11 protein-coding genes are annotated in these 20,402 nt (G+C 63.4%); 5 read left to right on the top strand and 6 right to left on the bottom strand.

Going from position 1 to position 20,402, the window contains the following annotated elements:
• Positions 1-281 precede the first annotated feature (281 nt).
• Positions 282-1,076, bottom strand: a complete 795-nt coding sequence (locus tag ABH945_RS10095; protein ID WP_074762534.1) for a transporter substrate-binding domain-containing protein — start codon at positions 1,074-1,076, stop codon at positions 282-284.
• A 229-nt stretch (positions 1,077-1,305) separates the two neighbouring features.
• Here ABH945_RS10095 and hemE point away from each other — a divergent pair, with 229 nt between their 5' ends.
• From hemE to ABH945_RS10080, 3 genes are all read left to right on the top strand, one after another.
• A complete protein-coding gene (gene hemE / locus ABH945_RS10090) occupies positions 1,306-2,406 on the top strand; it encodes a uroporphyrinogen decarboxylase (RefSeq protein WP_074762533.1) in 1,101 nt (366 codons plus the stop codon).
• Positions 2,407-2,881: 475 nt separating this feature from the next.
• Positions 2,882-5,131, top strand: a complete 2,250-nt coding sequence (locus ABH945_RS10085) for a primosomal protein N' (protein WP_429250473.1) — start codon at positions 2,882-2,884, stop codon at positions 5,129-5,131.
• A gap of 170 nt (positions 5,132-5,301) precedes the next feature.
• On the top strand, positions 5,302-6,720 hold the full coding sequence (locus ABH945_RS10080) for a YeiH family protein (RefSeq protein WP_429250472.1): 1,419 nt from the start codon (positions 5,302-5,304) through the stop codon (positions 6,718-6,720).
• A gap of 364 nt (positions 6,721-7,084) precedes the next feature.
• On the opposite strand, the gene ABH945_RS10075 is transcribed toward ABH945_RS10080, so the two are convergent.
• Complete coding sequence (locus ABH945_RS10075; protein ID WP_171910179.1) at positions 7,085-7,243, bottom strand: hypothetical protein; 159 nt, start codon at positions 7,241-7,243, stop codon at positions 7,085-7,087.
• A gap of 310 nt (positions 7,244-7,553) precedes the next feature.
• On the opposite strand from ABH945_RS10075, the gene putA reads away from it, so the two are divergent.
• A complete protein-coding gene (gene putA, locus ABH945_RS10070) occupies positions 7,554-11,492 on the top strand; it encodes a trifunctional transcriptional regulator/proline dehydrogenase/L-glutamate gamma-semialdehyde dehydrogenase (RefSeq protein ID WP_429250471.1) in 3,939 nt (1,312 codons plus the stop codon).
• Positions 11,493-11,583: 91 nt separating this feature from the next.
• Positions 11,584-12,732: a branched-chain amino acid ABC transporter substrate-binding protein gene (locus ABH945_RS10065; RefSeq protein WP_074762528.1), complete on the top strand. Its 1,149-nt coding sequence runs from the start codon at positions 11,584-11,586 to the stop codon at positions 12,730-12,732.
• A 69-nt stretch (positions 12,733-12,801) separates the two neighbouring features.
• Here the strand turns inward: ABH945_RS10065 and ABH945_RS10060 are convergent, their stop codons facing one another.
• The 4 genes from ABH945_RS10060 to gcvP form a co-directional block, all read right to left on the bottom strand.
• A complete protein-coding gene (locus tag ABH945_RS10060) occupies positions 12,802-14,520 on the bottom strand; it encodes a thiamine pyrophosphate-binding protein (RefSeq protein ID WP_429250470.1) in 1,719 nt (572 codons plus the stop codon).
• Positions 14,521-14,749: 229 nt separating this feature from the next.
• Positions 14,750-16,138 (bottom strand): L-serine ammonia-lyase, encoded by a 1,389-nt coding sequence (locus tag ABH945_RS10055; RefSeq protein WP_429250469.1) that lies wholly within the window; start codon positions 16,136-16,138, stop codon positions 14,750-14,752.
• Between the two features lie 29 nt (positions 16,139-16,167).
• On the bottom strand, positions 16,168-17,298 hold the full coding sequence (locus ABH945_RS10050) for an alginate lyase family protein (RefSeq protein WP_074762525.1): 1,131 nt from the start codon (positions 17,296-17,298) through the stop codon (positions 16,168-16,170).
• A 139-nt stretch (positions 17,299-17,437) separates the two neighbouring features.
• Complete coding sequence (gcvP, locus tag ABH945_RS10045) at positions 17,438-20,374, bottom strand: aminomethyl-transferring glycine dehydrogenase (RefSeq protein ID WP_429250468.1); 2,937 nt, start codon at positions 20,372-20,374, stop codon at positions 17,438-17,440.
• Between the last annotated feature and the right edge of the window lie 28 nt (positions 20,375-20,402).

The raw sequence follows: 20,402 nt of genomic DNA, 5'->3' as shown, positions 1-20,402 counted from the left end.
TCGTTTTTTGGGATGAAGCCCCGCGTTACACACATTTTTACGGCCTCCAAAAAATCTTCGCCTAAAGCAGAAACCGGTGCTGCGCGGCAACATTTGCCTAACCGATCATCGCGTGCGAAAAAGGGAGTGAACGGAGGGGCGATATTTCTTAGGCACGATTTTGCATTCGTCTGATATTGCGGCGTCCGGTTACATGATTTTGGCGCACGAGTAAATTCTTCCTGGCGCGGAAACCACCCGCAACTTTCGAAAAGCATAGCGACGGGTGATTTCGCCTCCCGCTATTTGAGCCACTTATCCGAGATCGCCTGATACTCGCCGGTTGCCCGTGCCAGATGCAGCCATTGGTCGACGTATTGCTGGAACGCGACGTCGCCACGCGGCAGCAGCCACGCCTTCTCCCCGTACTGGAACGGCTTGTCCGGGTGCACCGAGCACAGGCCCGGATTCAATTTTTGCTGCAACAGGGTTTCCGACGCATCCGTCACCATGACGTCCGCCTTACCCGCGAGGATCTGTTTGAAGATCGTCACGTTGTCCGGGTACACAGTCAGGGTCGCGTGCGGGAAATACTGCCTTGCGAACCGCTCATTAGTGCCGCCCGGATTAACGATTACGCGAGTGGCGGGTTGGTCGATCTGCGCCACCGTCTGGTATTTGTTCACGTCGTCGCATCGAACAATCGGCGTTTTGCCGTCGATCATGTAAGCCTGCGTGAAGAACGCGCGCTTCTGCCGTTCCAGCGTGGGCGATACGCCGCCCACGCCAATGTCGCACTTCGCGACGAAATCGTTCATCAGATTCGACCACGACGTTTTCACGTATTCGACCTTGACGCCAAGCGATTTCGCCAGCGACTCGGTCATGTCGATGTCGATGCCTTCGAACTGACCATCCGCCTTATAGAACGAGTACGGTTTGTAGTCGCCCGTGGTGCAGGCTCGCAGCGTGCCGCGAGAGATGATTTCGTCGAGCCGTGAAGGCGCAGCGGCGGCGGTAGTTTGCGCGCTGGCCACGCCTGCGTGCATCAAAATGCCGGCAAGCGCGCCGAGCAATGCGAGGGCTGTTCTGTTCATCGAGTCTCCGTGCGGGTTTGTAATTGTCTGGTAAGGCTGAAGGATCATAGCCCGGCATTTCCCGCTTGAATATCGGCCATTCAGCCAGGTGTCGTTAGGGCGGATCAGCAGGGAAAAATCGCTCGAAAGCTTGATGCATGCCCTTCGCGCAACAGTTATTGACCGCATCAGGCGCAATGCCGGGAGCCGGGTCCGGTAAAATGCCCCTTTGCCCTGAGTCGTACGCAACGTGGCCCATAAACTCCTGAACGACACTTTCCTGCGCGCGCTGCTGCGCCAGCCGACCGACTACACGCCGATCTGGCTGATGCGCCAGGCTGGCCGCTATCTGCCGGAATACAACGCCACGCGAGGTCGCGCGGGCAGCTTCATGGGCCTGGCGAAGAACCCCGCGTTCGCAACGGAAGTCACGTTGCAACCGCTTGAACGGTATCCGCTCGACGCCGCGATTCTGTTCTCCGACATCCTGACCGTGCCCGATGCAATGGGTCTGGGCTTGGAGTTCGTCACGGGTGAAGGGCCGAAATTTGCGCGCCCGGTGCGTACCGAAGACGACGTTGCACGCCTCGCCGTGCCCGACATCGACGCCACGCTGCGTTACGTCACCGACGCCGTGCGCGAAATTCGCACTGCGCTCACCGACGCGCAGGGCCGTCAGCGTGTGCCGCTAATCGGGTTCTCCGGCAGCCCTTGGACTCTGGCGTGCTACATGGTCGAAGGCGGCGGCTCGCCGGACCACCGCACCGTCAAGTCGATGCTTTACGCGCGTCCCGACCTGATGCATCGCATTCTCGAAATCAACGCGCGTTCGGTCGCGGCGTATCTGAACGCGCAGATCGAAGCCGGCGCGCAAGCCGTGATGATTTTCGACACCTGGGGTGGGGCGCTCGCAGACGGCATCTATCAACGCTTTTCGCTGCACTACATCCAGCAGGTGGTCAGCCAGTTGAAGCGCGAACACGACGGCGAAAAAGTGCCCGTGATCACCTTCACGAAGGGCGGCGGCTTGTGGCTGGACGAGATTGCTGACATCGGCGTCGATGCCGTCGGCCTCGACTGGACGGTGAATCTGCGCAATGCGCGGGAGCGCGTGGGCAGCAAGGTCGCGCTCCAGGGCAATATCGATCCGTCGGTGCTGTTTGCGCCGCCGGCCGCGATCCGCATGGAAGCGCGCGCGGTGCTCGACAGCTTCGGCAATCATCCGGGCCACGTTTTCAATCTCGGTCACGGTATTTCGCAGTTCACGCCGCCAGAAAATGTCGCCGAACTTGTCGATGAAGTGCATCGCCACAGTCGCGCGATTCGTAGCGGCGCGCATGCACCAGCCTGATGCCGTAATCGTTACCACTTTTGCTGCGTTGCAGCGAGGTGGGCTCTCCGCCTAAGGGGAAATTTGTGCTCAAGGGGCCGTCAGATGGCGGTCTCGCGGTTGTCAAGACTTGACTTATGCACATTCCCCACGCTGCGGCGCGGTAGAAGCTTTCGTCGTGTCCTGACCCTTGCACAGTGGGGGCGCATTTGATCTAAGCCTTGTCTGGCAAGGGTTTCAGGGCGGGGGGACGAAATGTGCGGAATCCCACAGAAGGCCGCTACGGCGCGGTTTCCGGCTCTTCTGACCGAAGTTCTCAACAAAGTTATCCACAGGCTGGCGGACGTTTGCAATTGTTCAGCGGAATCCAAAACTTAGCGCCGAAATTGAAGTGTTACTTTAACTTCGTCCGGGTCGCCGCCTATTCAATGCGCATATTTGCGTCAGAGTCGCAGCGGCATCTCGCCGCGTTCGCCCAATTTCCCATAACGACAGCGTGAGCGAAGCCTTTGTCCGTGTCGCGCTAGACCATCCGCTGCCGACCCTGTTCGACTACCGGTGCGACACGCCCGAACTCGCCGCGCCCGGCATGCTGGTCAGCGTGCCGTTCGGCAAACGGCATGTGGTCGGACTCGTATGCGAAGTGACCACTCACAGTGACGTGCCGCCGGACCGTCTGCGGTCGGTGAGCAGTGTCTGTACGGCGTGTCCGCCGGTGTCGATGGAATGGTTGAAGTTGACTGCATTCGCCGCGGACTATTACCAGCGTGGTCTTGGAGAAGTAGCGCTGCCCGCGTTGCCTCAAGCCTTGCGCGACGCTTCGCGCTGGTCGCGTCTGTTCGCGCCGGAAGAGCGTTACAGCCTGACGCCGGAAGGCCGCTCGGCCTTGCCTGATGCATTACCCGCCCGCGCAAGTGCGCTGAAAAAGCTCGCGCAGGCGTTGGCCGAATCGGAATTCCTGCTTGCCGCCGATGCCCGCGCGCTCCATCCCAAAGCGCTGGCGAGCCTCGCCGCGTGGCAGGACGAAGGTTGGGTCGCGCTGGAGGTGATCGAAGCTGCGGCTGTCGGCGGCTTGCCGTCCAGCCAGAACTCAGCGGAAGCGCCCGCGCTCCCTACGCTCACCGACGAGCAGGCCGTTGCCGTCGAAGCAATTCGCGACGCCGACGGCTTCGCGCCATTTCTGCTGCACGGGGTGACAGGCAGCGGCAAGACCGAAGTCTATCTGCGCGCGCTCGCCGAGATTCTGGCGAAGAAGCCGGACGCGCAGGCGCTCGTCCTCGTGCCCGAAATCAATCTGACGCCGCAGTTCGAAGCGGCTTTCCGCGCGCGCTTCGCCGCGCTGGACGCCACGGCGATCGTCACGCTGCACAGCGGTCTCGCGGAGGGCGAGCGCGCCCGCAACTGGTTTGCCGCGCATACCGGCCGCGCCCGCATCGTTCTGGGTACGCGGCTCGCGGTGCTGGCCTCGTTGCCGAAGCTCGCGGTGATCGTCGTCGATGAAGAGCACGATCCGGCGTACAAGCAGCAGGAAGGCCTGCGCTATTCGGCGCGCGATCTGGCGATCTATCGCGCCAAGCAACTGGCGCTGCCGGTGGTGCTCGGCTCGGCGACGCCGTCGCTGGAAAGCTGGTGGCAGGCCGACCAGGGGCGCTACAAGCGGCTCACGCTGTCGCGCCGCGCCGTCGCCGACGCCGTGCTGCCGACGGTGAGGCTGATCGATCTCGAAGAGGAACGCCGGCGCGGGCGGGCGTCCGTGGAGGGCTTGTCGGGGCCACTGATTGCCGCGCTGAAGTTGCGGCTGGAGCGCGGCGAGCAAAGCCTCATCTTCCTGAACCGTCGTGGCTACGCGCCGCAACTCGCGTGCGATTCCTGTGGCTGGGTCGCCGGATGTCCGCGCTGTACGGCTTATGTCGTTCTGCATAAGCCCGAGCGTGCGTTGCGCTGCCACCATTGCGGCTGGGAAGCGCGTATTCCGCGATCCTGCCCGGAGTGCGGCAACGTCGACATCGCGCCGATGGGGCGCGGCACGCAACGCGTCGAAGAAACGCTGGCGAGCGCGGTGCCGGGCGCCCGCGTGCTGCGTATCGACGCCGACAGCACCCGCCGCAAAGGCAGCGCGCAGGCGCTTTTCTCCGATGTCCATGCCGGGGAAGTCGATATCCTCGTTGGTACACAAATGATCGCGAAGGGGCACGACTTCCAGCGCGTGTCGCTGGTCGGCGTGCTGAACGCCGATACCGCGCTGTTCTCCCACGACTTCCGCGCCAGTGAGCGTCTCTTCGCGCAATTGATGCAGGTAAGCGGCCGCGCGGGCCGTTCCGGCCTGCCGGGCGAAGTGCTGGTGCAAACGCGTTATCCGCGACACGCGCTTTATCACGCGCTCGGTCGGCAGGATTACGTCGGCTTTGCTAATTCCACGCTGGCCGAGCGGCGCGATGCGCACCTGCCGCCGTTCGTCTACCAGGCGTTGTTGCGGGCCGAGGGGCGCACGCTCGAAGCCGCGCTTGCGTTCCTGCAGCAAGCCGCCGCCGAGCTGACCAGCATTCCGGCCGCCGAGCGCGTCACCGTCTATGACGCCGTGCCGCTGACCATCGTCAAGGTGATGCACGTGCATCGCGCGCAACTGCTGATCGAGAGCGCGTCGCGGGCCGCGTTGCAGGCCACGCTGCGTGCCTGGCAGCCGCTGCTGCGCGGCGTCAAAGGCGTGCTGCGGTGGAATCTCGAAGTCGATCCGCTCGACATCTGACGCCGCCCGTTAGCCTTCGTCAGCCTTACTCCTTCCAGTCATATTCATAGAGCGAATGGTCGTTTCGCTTTAGCGCGCTGCTCGCCTATATTTCGCCGAATCGGCGCATATTTCAGGCAAAAATCCAACAATCCCGCGCCGATGCACCTTAACTTCCTCGGGGCATTGCGATGAGCGATACCAATCAAACCCTGCCGACGGGCGCCGCGCCCAGGAACCGGCAGACCGCGCACGGCGGCGGACTTTTTTCGACTGAAGACTGGTGGGCCGTGTGGGTCGGCCTGCTGGTGATCGTGGTCGCGTGGGCGCTGTTCGCGTCGGGCAGCAGCATCAAATGGCTGGCGGTTGCGCCAGCCAAATGGACGAGCGTCGGCCAGGCCGCGCAGGATCTCGGCAAGCATCTGCCGAACTACATTGCGCTGTTCGTCGTGTTCGCGCTGCTGTTCGGCGTGAGCCTCGCGGCGCTCAAGCAGCGGGTCGGCGCATTCCTCGCGTCGTTCGCGATTCTGTTCGTGGCGTCGGCGTTGATCTTTACGGTCGGCGCATGGGTCAACGCGTCGAAGTACAACCTGGAGCCGCCGCTGGTGGCGCTCGCGCTCGGCTTGCTGGTGTCGAACGTGTTCACGTTGCCGGAATGGTTTTCCGCGGGCTTGCGGGTGGAGTTTTATATCAAGGTCGGCATCGTGCTGCTCGGCGCGACGCTGCCGTTCACGTTACTCGTGTGGGCGGGTCCGGTGGCTGTCGTGCAGGCGAGCATCGTGTCGCTCGTGACCTTCTTCGTGATTTTCTTCGCCGCCAAGGCATTCGGACTCGATCGACGTTTTGCTGCCGTGCTTGGCGTCGGTGGCGCGGTGTGCGGGGTGTCGGCGGCGATTGCGATTGCGGGCGCGGTGCGCGCAAAACGTGAGCAGGCATCGGTCGCGATCACGCTGGTCGTGCTGTGGGCCATCGTGATGATCTTCGTGCTGCCGTTCGCGTCGCGCTCGCTGGGACTTTCGACGGCGGTGGCGGGCGCATGGATCGGCACGTCCGAATTCGCGGACGCCGCCGGCATCGCCGCCGCGCAAGCCTATGGCGACTTCGCGAAGCACGCGAGCGGCGCCATCGCCGGCTCGCCCGAAGCATCGTTGCAAGCGTTCACGCTGATGAAAGTGGTCGGCCGCGATATCTGGATCGGCATCTGGGCCTTCGTGCTGGCGATCGTCGCGACGACTCGCTGGGAGTCGCAGGATGGCGGCGTCAAATCCAAAGCAAATGCGGGCGAAATCTGGGCGCGCTTTCCGAAATTCGTGATCGGCTTCGTGATTGCGTCGGCCTTGGTGACGTGGATCGCGAGCCACTATTCGCTGGCCGACTACCGCAAGGTCGTCACGCCCGAATTCGTTGCGCCGATTACCGCGCTGCGTACGTGGGCGTTCACTTTCTGCTTCCTGAGCATCGGCCTGACCACGCGTTTGCGCTCGCTCACGGCGACCGGGCTCAAGCCGTTCCTCGCGTTCACAGCTGGTGTGGTGGTCAATATCGCCATCGGCTACGCGCTGTCCGCGCACGTGTTCGCATCGTATTGGAATAGCTTGGGGCAGGGCTGATGACAACGGGACGTTCAGTCCGCGTCGCCGTCACTGCGGACGCACGCGAACAGGCGTGCGCGCCGCAGTGCGCAAGCTGCCGGTATCGCGCCGACGATCGGCATTCACTGGAGCAAAGCATTCCGGGCCTCACAGTATTCAGTTCGGGATTCGGCGCGAGCGTCGCGCATAGCCGGCTGTGTCGTCTGCACGACCAGCTCGTCTCGCCCGACGACTCCTGCGCGCAGTTTTCGCCAACACCTTCCGTTTCGCACTGACGTGCGCGGTCCGCTGCGCCGCCGGGTCGAACCCGGTGGCAGCATGCCTGCTGCACGCATCGTTCGGTGATGAGTCAGCGCCGCCATGTCGGGCGCGGGCTAACCCATCAATCGTTCAGCGCTGCCCGTCGCTCGCCCGCCGACGCACGCACGTTTCCGCCGACGGCCGCACGCTTGTCCGACCGGGCCGTCGCGCCACGGATAAACAGCACGGCACACGCCGCGCACATCGCCCAGATGCCCGCTACTACCAGCCACTTTTCCATTTCTTCTGTCCTCAAAAACCCCGTATCGTTTTTTTGCGTGCCGTGAGGCCGCGTACCGCTATGGCTCTATAACGGCGCGTCGGACGGTTTGATAAGGGTGAAATGCAAAAAGAATCAGGCCAGGGAAAACACTGATCGCAACCGGCGTCGCCGGGCGCGAAGCCATCGGTCGAAAAGCCATGTTGGGTAAGGCTTCCAGCAGGGTGCAACCACGTCGCTGAGTCGGTTGCACCTTTTTATTGAGAAGCGTACGATTCGCCCAACTTTTAGTCTTTCGCCAGGCATCTGTCTGGTCTCCGAAGAAGGAAACATGGCTAGCACCACCCTCGGCGTCAAGGTCGACGACCTCCTGCGCACCCGGCTGAAAGATGCCGCGACCCGTCTCGAACGCACTCCGCACTGGCTCATCAAGCAGGCGATCTTTGCGTACCTCGAAAAGATCGAGCACGGCCAATTGCCTCCTGAACTGTCGGGTGCGACGGGTTCGGCCGATCTGGCCGACGGCGCCGCAGTCGAAAACGAAGAAGACGGCGCGTCGCATCCGTTTCTCGATTTCGCGCAGAACGTGCAACCGCAGTCGGTACTGCGCGCGGCGATCACGGCGGCTTATCGCCGGCCGGAGCCGGAGTGCGTGCCGTTCCTGCTGGGTCAGGCGCGTTTGCCCGCGAACCTCGCCGGCGATGTTCAGGCACTGGCCGGCAAGCTGGTCGAAACGCTGCGTTCGAAGAGCAAGGGCGGCGGCGTCGAAGGGCTGATCCACGAATTCTCGCTGTCGAGCCAGGAAGGCGTCGCGCTGATGTGCCTCGCCGAAGCGCTGCTGCGCATTCCCGACCGCGCGACGCGCGACGCGCTGATCCGCGACAAGATCAGCAAGGGCGACTGGAAATCGCACATGGGCCAGGCGCCGTCGATGTTCGTCAACGCCGCGACCTGGGGCCTGATGATCACCGGCAAGCTGATCACGACCAACAGCGAAACGAGCCTGTCGTCGGCGCTCACGCGCATGATCGGCAAGGGCGGCGAGCCGCTGATCCGCAAGGGCGTGGACATGGCGATGCGTCTGATGGGCGAGCAGTTCGTCACGGGCGAGAACATTTCCGAAGCGCTGGCCAACAGCCGCAAATACGAAGCGCGCGGTTTCCGCTACTCGTACGACATGCTCGGCGAAGCGGCGACCACCGAAGCCGACGCGCAGCGCTATTACGCATCGTACGAGCAGGCGATTCACGCGATCGGCAAGGCTGCCGGCGGCCGTGGCATCTACGAAGGCCCGGGTATTTCGATCAAGCTCTCCGCGCTGCACGCCCGCTATTCGCGTTCGCAGCAGGAACGCACGATGAGCGAACTGCTGCCGCGCGTGCGCTCGCTGGCGATCCTCGCGCGCCGTTACGACATCGGCCTGAATATCGACGCCGAAGAAGCCGACCGCCTCGAAATCTCGCTCGATCTACTCGAAGCGCTGTGCTTCGACCCGGAACTGGCGGGCTGGAACGGTATCGGTTTCGTCGTGCAGGCGTACCAGAAACGTTGCCCGTTCGTGATCGAATACATCATCGATCTCGCGCGCCGCAGCCGTCACCGGATCATGGTTCGCCTCGTCAAGGGTGCGTACTGGGACACCGAAATCAAACGCGCGCAAGTGGACGGCCTCGAAGGCTATCCGGTCTACACGCGCAAGATCTATACGGACGTGTCGTACCTCGCGTGCGCGAAGAAGCTGCTCGGCGCGCCGGACGCGGTTTATCCGCAGTTCGCCACGCACAACGCGCACACGCTGTCGGCGATCTATCACCTCGCGGGCAACAACTACTACCCGGGCCAGTACGAGTTCCAGTGCCTGCACGGCATGGGCGAACCTCTGTACGAGGAAGTCACAGGCCCGCTGTCGGCCGGAAAGCTGAACCGTCCGTGCCGCGTTTACGCGCCGGTCGGCACGCATGAAACGCTGCTTGCTTACCTCGTGCGCCGTCTGCTGGAAAACGGCGCGAACACGTCGTTCGTGAACCGTATCGCCGATGAAAACGTCGCGATCAAGGACCTGATCGCCGATCCGGTCGACGAAGCGTCGAAGATCGTCCCGCTCGGCGCGCCGCACGCGAAGATTCCGCTGCCGCGCAATCTGTTCGGCAGCGAGCGTCTCAATTCGATGGGGCTGGATCTGTCGAACGAGCATCGGCTGGCGTCGCTGTCGTCGGCGTTGCTGGCTAGCGCGCATCATCCGTGGCGCGCGGCGCCGATGCTCGAAGACAACGAAATCGCGGTCGGCAATGCGCGCGACGTTCGCAATCCCGCCGATCATCGCGACCTCGTCGGCACGGTGGTCGAAGCGACCGCGGAACATGTGAGCGCCGCGCTCGCGCATGCGGTCGCCGCCGCGCCGATCTGGCAGGCAACGCCGGTCGACGCGCGCGCCGATTGCCTCGCGCGTGCCGCCGATCTGCTCGAAGCGCAAATGCACACGCTGATGGGCCTGGTGGTGCGCGAAGCCGGCAAGTCGCTGGCGAACGCGGTCGCGGAAATCCGCGAAGCAATCGACTTCCTGCGCTACTACTCGACGCAAATCCGCGAAGAGTTTTCGAACGACACGCATCGTCCGCTGGGGCCGGTGGTGTGTATCAGCCCGTGGAATTTCCCGCTGGCGATTTTCATGGGCCAGGTGGCCGCCGCGCTCGCAGCCGGCAACACGGTGCTCGCGAAACCCGCTGAACAGACGCCGCTGATCGCCGCGCAAGCCGTGCGCATTCTGCGCGAAGCCGGCGTGCCGGCAGGCGCGGTGCAACTGCTGCCGGGCGACGGCGAAACGGTCGGCGCGGCACTGGTGGCCGATGCGCGCACCCGCGCCGTGATGTTCACTGGCTCGACCGAAGTCGCGCGTCTGATCAACAAGACGCTGTCGAACCGGCTCGACCCGGACGGCAAGCCGATTCCGCTGATCGCCGAAACCGGCGGCCAGAACGCGATGATCGTCGATTCGTCGGCGCTCGCCGAGCAGGTGGTCGCGGACGTGCTGCAATCGTCTTTCGACTCTGCCGGTCAACGGTGTTCCGCGCTGCGCGTTCTTTGTCTACAGGACGATGTGGCGGACCGTACGCTCGAAATGCTGACCGGCGCGATGCGCGAGCTGGCGGTGGGCAATCCGGACCGTCTGTCGATCGACGTCGGCCCGGTGATCGACCTCGACGCGAAACGCGGCATCGACGCACACGTCGCGGCGATGCGCGACAAGGGCCGCAAGGTCGAGCAACTGCCGATGCCGGAAGGTTGCGCACAGGGCACCTTCGTGCCGCCGACGCTGATCGAACTCGACAGCATCGACGAACTGAAGCGTGAAGTGTTCGGCCCGGTGCTGCACGTGGTGCGCTATCGCCGCAGCCAGCTCGACAAGCTGCTCGAACAGATCCGCTCGACGGGTTACGGGTTGACGCTCGGCATCCATACGCGGATCGACGAAACGATCGCGCACGTGATCAGCCGCGCGCACGTCGGCAATATTTATGTGAACCGCAACGTGATCGGCGCGGTGGTGGGTGTGCAGCCGTTCGGGGGCGAAGGTCTGTCGGGCACGGGTCCGAAGGCGGGTGGCGCGCTGTATCTGCAACGTCTGCTGGCGACGCGTCCGGCTGGTTTGCCGAAATCGCTGGCTCAGACGCTGGTCGCGGAACCCCCGCGCTCGACCGAAAACGGCGACAATCCGACCGCCGCGCTCACCACGCTGCGCGACTGGCTGATCTCCGAACGTCAGCCCGAGCTGGCTGCACGTTGCGACGGTTATCTGTCGCATGTGCCGGCGGGCGCGACGGCGGTGTTGTCCGGGCCGACCGGCGAGCGCAACACGTACACGCTCGGCGCACGGGGCACGGTGCTGTGTATTGCATCGACGGCGAGCGGCGCGCGCGTGCAGTTCGCGGCCGCGCTGGCTACGGGAAACCGTGCGCTGTTCGAAGGCGCGGCCGGTGAACAATTGGTGGCGCAGTTGCCCGCGTCGCTGAAGTCGCATGCCAGCGTGAAGAAGAGCGCCGACACGCCATTCGACGCAGTGCTGTTCGAAGGCGATAGCGACGAACTGCTCGCGCTGGTGAAGGAAATCGCGAAGCGTTCGGGACCGATCGTGTCGGTGCAGGGCGTCGCGGCGCGCGCGCTGGAAAGCGGCGATGAAGACTACGCACTCGAGCGTCTGCTGACGGAACGCTCGGTCAGCGTGAATACGGCAGCGGCCGGCGGTAATGCGAATTTGATGACGATCGGTTGAGCGAACCTCTCCGATCACTCAATTAAAACGGAAGCGGTACGGCGACCCCGATCCCGCTCCACACTCACCTGGTACCAAGGAGAAGCAAGCGATGCAACACAAGATGACAAAGCTGGCAGGCGCGGCGCTGGTTGCTGCGATGTCGGTTGCGGGGACGGCACAGGCTCAATCGACCGAAGACGTGAAGGTGGGTTTCGCCGGACCGATGACGGGCGCGCAGGCTCACTACGGCAAGGACTTCCAGAACGGCATCACGCTGGCTGTGGAAGACATGAACGCGACCAATCCGGTGATCGGCGGCAAGAAGGTTCACTTCGTGCTGGATGCAGCCGACGACCAGGCTGACCCGCGCACCGGTACGACCGTCGCGCAGAAGCTGGTGGACGATGGCATCAAGGGCATGCTCGGCCACTTCAACTCGGGCACCACGATCCCGGCTTCGCGCATCTACGCGAACGCGGGCATTCCGCAGATCGCCATGGCGACTGCACCGGAATACACGCAGCAAGGCTTCAAGACCACGTTCCGCATGATGACGTCCGACACGCAGCAAGGTTCGGTCGCGGGCACGTTCGCGGTGAAGACGCTGGGCATGAAGAAGATCGTGATCGTCGACGACCGCACGGCCTACGGCCAGGGTCTGGCCGATCAGTTCGAGAAAGCGGCGAAGGCGGCGGGCGGCACGATCGTCGATCGTGAATACACGAACGACAAGGCTGTGGACTTCAAGTCGATCCTGACGAAGTTGAAGTCGAACAACCCGGACCTGATCTATTACGGCGGCGCAGATTCGCAAGCGGCGCCGATGGTCAAGCAGATGAAGCAACTGGGCATCAAGGCTCCGTTGATGGGCGGCGAAATGGTTCACACGCCGACCTTCATCAAGCTCGCGGGCGACGCGGCGAACGGCACGGTGGCATCGCTGGCGGGTCTGCCGCTGGAAGAAATGCCGGGCGGCAAGGACTACGTCGCGAAGTACAAGAAGCGTTTCAACGAGGACGTGCAAACGTACTCGCCGTACGCGTACGACGGCGCAATGGCCATGTTCACCGCAATGAAGACCGCGAACTCGACCGATCCGGCGAAGTATCTGCCGGTGCTGGCGAAGACGTCGATGCCGGCTGTCACGTCGTCGAACCTCGCGTATGACGCGCACGGCGATCTGAAGAACGGCGGCATCACGCTGTACAAGGTTGTCGACGGCAAGTGGACGACGCTGCAAAGCGTCGGCGGCAAGTAAGCGCTTTTCGCTGCTGACGTTGCAAAAAAAACCCCGCTTCGGCGGGGTTTTTTCATGGCGTGGCGCGTGTTACTCGCCTCGCATTTTCCGCCCTTGTTCGCGAATCTGCTCAAGCGTCGCGCCTGGCGTACTCGCTTCCTGCGGCAGCCGTATCTCGATCAATGCCGGACGTTTCGCCTCCATCGCGCGATGCAAGGCGGGCAGAAAATCTTCGGTTCGCTCTACGGTTTCGCCGTGCGCGCCGAACGACCTGGCGAACGCCGCGAAGTCGGGATTTGTGGTCGCCGTGCCATGCACGCGGTTCGGATAGTGCCGTTCCTGATGCATCCGGATCGTGCCGAACTGACTGTTGTTCACGACGATAAACAGCACGTGAAGGTCGTATTGCATCGCCGTCGCGAGTTCCTGCGCGGCCATCATGAAACAACCGTCACCGGCGAGCGCAACCACCGCGCGCTGCGGATACAGCGACTTCGCCGCAATCGCCGCCGGTACGCCGTAGCCCATCGCGCCACTCGTCGGCGCGAGTTGCGAGCGGTAATGCCGATACGAAAAGTGCCGATGCAGCCACGTCGCGTAATTGCCCGCGCCGTTCGTCAGAATCGCGTCGTCCGGCAGATGCACGCGCAATTGCTGGATCACTTCGCCCATCTGCACGTCGCCGGGAATTGGGCGCGGCTTGCGCCATTCGAGGTACGCGCGATGCGCGTCGGTGGCTGAGCCAGCCCACGCAAGTTGTTCCGATGACGGCTTCAGCGCCGCGAGCAATGCCGCGATCTCGGGCATGCCGGAAACGATCGGCAGATCCGCCGAGTAGACCCGTCCCAACTCGTCCGCGCCCTGATGCACGTGCACCAGCGTCTGCTTCGTTTTCGGCACGTCGAGCAGCGTGTAGCCGTTGGTCGTCGCCTCGCCCATGCGCGGGCCGAGCACGATCAGCAAATCGGCATCGTGGATACGTTGCGCAAGCGCGGGATTGATGCCGAGACCGACATCGCCCGCATAGTTCGGATGCTCGTTGTCGAGCGTGTCCTGAAAGCGGAATGCGAGGCCGACGGGCAACTGCCAGTTCTCGGCGAAGCGTTGAAAATCCGCGCACGCGGTGGGCGTCCAGCCGCTGCCGCCCGCGATCACCATCGGCCGCTGCGCGCCTTCGAGCAATTCGCGCAGCCTGTCGATTTGCGCACCCGATGGCGACGCCGCGACGCGTTGATAAGCCGGCGCACCGGCGACGATATCGCACACGTCGCTCAACACGTCTTCCGGCAACGACAGCACGACGGGGCCGGGTCGACCGGACGTCGCTGTGTGAAAGGCATGGCTCAGATATTCGGGAATGCGCTTCGGATCGTCGATCTGCGCGACCCACTTCGCCATCTGACCGAACATGCGCCGATAGTCGATTTCCTGGAACGCCTCGCGGTCGAGATGTTCGCGCGCGCATTGGCCGATCAGCAGAATCATCGGCGTGGAATCCTGAAACGCGGTGTGCACGCCGATCGATGCATGCGTGGCACCCGGTCCGCGCGTGACGATCGCGACGCCCGGACGGCCCGTCAGTTTGCCGACCGCTTCGGCCATGTTCGCGGCGGCTGCTTCGTGCCGGCAAACGATCGTCTGGATGCGTTCGGTTTCGTCGTGCAGCGAATCGAGCACGGCGAGAAAGCTTTCGCCCGGAACACAGAAAACCCGTTCGACGCCGTGCGTGAGCAAGGCATCGACAACGAGACGCGCGCCCGTGGTTTGGGCGGCGTTGGAATCAGAAACGGGAGCATTCGGCAGCGACATTGCGAAGAAACCTCCTGGCAGTGCGTGAGAGCGATGTGAGATGCCGCATCGGACGTAGGTGAAGCTGTCGGGCGATGGGCGCTCCGACAGCTTACGCCGAGGGTGCAGGTGCTGTCACGGCGTCGCAGATGAACGGCCAACGCGAATGCGTCAGCGCATAAAAAAAAGCGGACCGGTCAGGTCCGCGTTTTCATTCATCAAGCAGCAGCGCTGCATGAAACAGGCGCCGTTAACACTCGACGATATTCACCGCCAAGCCGCCGCGCGACGTTTCCTTGTACTTCGTCTTCATATCCGCGCCGGTTTCGCGCATGGTCTTGATCACCGAATCGAGCGACACGTAGTGGCTGCCGTCGCCGCGCAATGCCATACGCGCTGCATTCACGGCCTTCACCGACGCCATCGCATTACGCTCGATACACGGAATCTGCACCATTCCGCCGACCGGATCGCAGGTCAGCCCCAAGTTGTGTTCCATGCCGATTTCAGCCGCGTTCTCGACCTGTCGCGGCGTACCGCCCATGACCGCAGCCAGCGCACCCGCCGCCATCGAACACGCGACGCCCACCTCGCCCTGGCAGCCCACTTCCGCGCCGGAAATCGACGCGTTCAGCTTGTACAGAATGCCGATGGCCGCCGCCGTCATCAGAAAATCGATCACGCCCTGCTGGTTCGAGCCAGGCATGAAGCGCGTGTAGTAATGCAGCACAGCCGGGATGATGCCGGCCGCGCCGTTGGTCGGCGCGGTCACGACACGACCGCCCGCCGCGTTTTCCTCGTTGACGGCGATGGCGTACAGATTGATCCAGTCGACCATCGACAGCGGATCGCGCAACGCCAGTTCAGGATTGCCCGACAACGCACGATACAACTGCGGCGCACGGCGCTTCACCTGAAACGGTCCCGGCAAATTGCCATCCGCAGCCGGGTTGTTGATGCCGCAACCGCGCGACACGCACGATTGCATCACGTCCCAGATTTTCAGCAGGCCGCTGCGGGTGTCTTCTTCGCTGTTCCAGACGCGCTCGTTTTCCCACATTAATTGAGCAATGCTTTTTCCGCTCGATTCGCACAGCGCGAGCAACTCGTTGCCGGTACGAAACGGGTAGGGGAGTTGATCGACGGCGCTCAGTACCTTTGTGTTCGGCGCGCCGGCCGTCACGACAAAACCGCCGCCCACCGACAGATACGTCGCCTCACGCAAGGTCTCGCCTTGCGCGTCGAACGCGCGCAGCTTCAGGCCGTTCGGATGCTCGGGCAACGCCTGCCGGTAAAACGAAATGTGCTCTTTCTGCACGAACGGCACGTCGTGCGTGCCGAGCAACGCGAGCTTGCGCGTCACTCGCACGGCTTCGAGTCGTTGCGTGATGGTGTCGGGATCGACCGTATCGGGCGCGTCGCCGAGCAGGCCGAGCATCACGCCGCGATCCGTGCCGTGGCCCTTGCCCGTTGCACCGAGCGAGCCGTACAGATCGACCTTCACCGAAGCCGTTGCAGCCAGCAGAGCGTCGCGTTCAAGCCCTTGCACGAACATCAGCGCAGCGCGCATCGGCCCAACCGTATGCGAACTGGACGGACCAATGCCGATTTTGAAGAGATCGAACACGCTGACTGCCATTGACTGCTCCCTGCTGAAAAGTAATAGGTTTAGCGCGCCGGCAACGGCAAACACACGGCGAGCCAGGCAGGCGGCGTGGGTGCGAGTTGCAGCGCGACTGGCGTAAAGCGTCCATCGAGACGCGCGGCCAGGTGAAACAGTTCCGTCGCGTTCTTCGGGTCCCATTGACCCGAATAGCCAGGCAAGCCGGCCTCGCGACGTTTTGCATCGAACGGAACGCTCGAATGCACGAATTCTTCGTGAGTCTGCTTGCCGGTCGCGAACGGCGTGAGCCAGTTGAGCGCGGCCAGCAACGTGGCGCCGTTCGCGCCTTTCTCCTGCAACCAGTTGCGGTTGTGACGGCGCGCGGCGAGCGCAGCCGTGACGAGCGGCTGCAGATCGTAGGTGACGTAATGCAGCGCGTCGCGTTCGCTGAAGTCGATGGTCGAGCCGTCCGCGTTGATGTTGTCGCCAATATGCTCGACGAACAGACGCTGCGCCGCGTTGATCATCTTGCGGTTATCGAGCGTGAACGCGGCCATCGCGATCAGCTTGATACGGTGACTCTGCCAGTTGTTGCGGAACGTGCCTTTCAGCGGACGCGGCTGCGCGTCGATCTGCGCGATGTAGCCGTTCGCGAGCTTCGTCAGAAACGCCATCGACGCGTTGCGCGTTTTCACGGGCAATGCGCTCGCGGTCATGTCGTACGCGAGAATCAGCCCCTCGAAACGGGTTTCGTCGATCGGATTGAAGCTCGGTTGATAGGTGGTGACCCATGCATACAGCAGACGGTCGACGAGCTTCAGATAACGGTCGTCGCTGGTCGCGCGCCATGCAAGCGCGGCGTCGCGCAGCAGATCGAGATCCTGCTCAGCCTCGACGCTCTGATCGTAGATGCCCTCGTGCGGCAGCGTGCCTTCCGTGTGCAGCTTTGCCTGCGCGTGCGGCTGCTCGTTCAGATGCGCCTGGACGTTGCTCACCAGCAATTTCACACCGGGATCGGCGTTCGTGCGTTCACTGGTTTGCAACGCGGGCGCTGCGCAGAAATTCATTGCGGCTTGCGCCTGCTGTAGCGGCAGCAGCGCGGCTGCGCCAGCCATCAGCAATGTGCAGGTCGGCCACCACGTTCGGGCGCGCGCTGCGTGCGCCCGGCTTTGCATCAATCGCACCTTTCGCGCCATGCGAAACTCCTAATTTGGCTGATTCGGTGTGTGATGTTAGCCGTTTGCGCCCATCAGCGACAGGATCGCGGGCGCCGCCGCACATTGTCCTTTTTCAACCGCTTTCACGGCAGCGGATGATGCGCGGCGGTGCTTGTGCTTACTCGTAGTCGGACATCGGCACGCACGAGCAGAACAGATTGCGGTCGCCGTACACGTTGTCCGCGCGGCCAACCGGCGGCCAGTACTTTTTCGCGATCAGCGTCTTCAGCGGATACGCGGCGGTTTCGCGCGCATACGCATGCTTCCAGTCGTTAGCGATCACGACCGCTGCCGTGTGCGGCGCGTGCTTCAGCGGATTGTCCTCGGGATCCGAGCGGCCTTCTTCGACCGCGCGAATCTCGTCGCGAATCGCGATCATCGCTTCGATGAAGCGGTCGAGTTCTTCCTTCGATTCCGATTCGGTCGGCTCGACCATCAGCGTGCCCGGCACCGGGAAGCTCATCGTCGGCGCGTGGAAGCCGTAGTCGGCGAGGCGCTTGGCGACGTCGTCCACGCTGATGCCGCTGGTTTCCTTGATCGGACGCAGATCGAGAATGCACTCGTGCGCGACCAGGCCGCCGGGGCCCGAATACAGCACCGGGTAATGCGGCGCGAGTTTGTTCGCGACGTAGTTCGCGTTGAGGATCGCGGTCTCGGTTGCGGCGGTCAGGTTCTTCGCGCCCATCATCGCGATGTACATCCACGAGATCGGCAGAATCGACGCCGAGCCGTACGGTGCGCCCGACACTGCGCCGATACCGTTCGGCGCGCGTTCGTAGCCCGACGAAATCTGGTTCGGCAGGAATTGCGCGAGGTGCGCGCCGACTGCGACCGGACCGACGCCCGGTCCGCCGCCGCCGTGCGGAATGCAGAAGGTCTTGTGCAGATTCAAATGCGACACGTCGCCGCCGAACTGGCCCGGCGCGCACAGACCGACCATCGCGTTCATGTTCGCGCCGTCGACGTAAACCTGGCCGCCGTGCGCGTGTACGATCTCGCAGATTTCACGCACGTTCCCCTCGAACACGCCGTGCGTGGACGGGTACGTGATCATGATCGCCGCCAGTTTGTCGGCGTGCTGTTCGGCTTTCTTCTTCAGGTCTTCGATATCGACGTTGCCTTGCGCGTCGCACGCGACGACCACGACCTGCATACCGGCCATTTGCGCCGATGCCGGGTTCGTGCCGTGCGCCGAAGCGGGAATCAGGCAGACGTTGCGATGACCTTCACCGCGCGACGCGTGATACGCGTGGATGATCAGCAGACCGGCGTACTCGCCTTGCGAGCCCGCATTCGGTTGCAGCGACACGGCCGCATAGCCGGTTGCCGCGACCAGCATCTCTTCGAGCTGGTCGATCATCTCGCGGTAGCCGACGGTCTGCTCAGCCGGTGCGAACGGGTGGATCTGGCCGAATTCGGGCCACGTGACCGGCAACATTTCCGATGTCGCATTCAGCTTCATCGTGCACGAGCCGAGCGGGATCATCGAGCGGTCGAGTGCGAGGTCCTTGTCCGACAGGCTGCGCAGATAGCGCAGCATTTCCGTTTCAGAATGATGACGGTTGAACACATGATGCGTGAGGTACGCACTGGTGCGTTCGAGCGCGGCCGGCACCGAAGCCGTGTTCGATGCCGCGAGCTTTGCGTCGAGTGCGTCGACTTGCGGCACGTCGCTCGAGAAAGCTGCCTGCGCGAACACGGCGAGCAGATCGGCGAGATCGCGGCGCGACGTGGTTTCATCGACCGACAGGCCCACTTGCGTCGCGCTCACGCGGCGCAGATTGATGCGCTTCGCGGTGGCCGCGTCGAGCAGCGCCTGGGTGCGCGCGCCGGTGTCGAACGTGAGGGTGTCGAAGAAGGTGTCGTTGACCAGCGTGTAGCCGAGTTGCTTCGCGCCTTCTGCGAGCAGCGCGGCGATGCGGTTCACGCGCAGCGCGATGGTCTTCAGACCGTGCGGGCCGTGATAAACCGCATACATGCTCGCCATGATCGCGAGCAGCGCCTGCGCGGTACACACGTTCGAGGTCGCCTTCTCGCGACGGATATGCTGTTCGCGCGTTTGCAGCGCAAGACGCAGCGCGGGGTTGCCTTGTGCATCGACCGTCACGCCGACCAGACGGCCCGGCATCTGACGCTTGAATTCGTCGCGCACGGCGAGGTAAGCCGCATGCGGGCCGCCGAAACCGACCGGCACGCCAAAGCGCTGCGTATTGCCGACGGCCACGTCCGCGCCCCATTCGCCCGGCGGCGTGAGGACGGTCAGCGCGAGCAGATCCGCCGCGACGACCACGTGGCCGCCTGCTGCGTGGATCGCTTCGGTCAGCGCGCGGTAGTCGCGCACGTCGCCGTTCACGCCCGGGTATTGCAACAGCACGCCGAACGCATTCGCGTTCGCGGCTTCTGCTGCGGGACCCACTTTCACTTCGATGCCGATCGGTGTCGCGCGCGTTTTCACCACTTCGATGGTTTGCGGCAGCACGTCGTCGGCGACAAAGAACACGTTCGACTTCGACTTGCCGACGCGTTGCAGCAGCGTCATCGCTTCAGCCGCAGCGGTGGCTTCGTCGAGCAGCGACGCGTTCGAGATGGCGAGACCCGTCAGATCGACGACCATCTGCTGAAAATTCAGCAGCGCTTCCAGACGGCCTTGCGAGATTTCCGGCTGATACGGCGTGTACGCGGTGTACCACGCCGGATTTTCCAGCACGTTGCGCAGAATCACCGTCGGGGTGTGCGCGTTGTAATAGCCCTGCCCGATGTACGAGCGGAACACCTGGTTCTTGTCCGCGAGTTCGCGCAGTGCGGCGAGCGCTTCGGCTTCGCTTCTGGGTTGCGCGAAGGGACCGAGCGGCAGCGTTTCGGTGCGGCGGATCGTCTTCGGAATCACGGCGTCGATCAGCGCGGCGCGCGATGCGAAGCCGAGGGCTTCGAGCATCGCTTGCTGATCGGCCGAATCCGGGCCGATATGCCGTTCGGCGAAGGCGTCGTGCACTTCGAGCGCGGCGAGCGAGAGAGGAGTGCGGTTCATCAGACGATCCGGGTGTTCGAGCTTCATGGGTGTTCCTGGCGGTGCGGCTGCCTTC

The sequence above is a fragment of the Paraburkholderia sp. GAS333 genome (assembly GCF_050435665.1).
Classification (GTDB): domain Bacteria; phylum Pseudomonadota; class Gammaproteobacteria; order Burkholderiales; family Burkholderiaceae; genus Paraburkholderia; species Paraburkholderia fungorum_A.
Note: the sequence above shows the minus strand (reverse complement) of the source record. Positions and strands in the feature narration are given on the sequence as shown.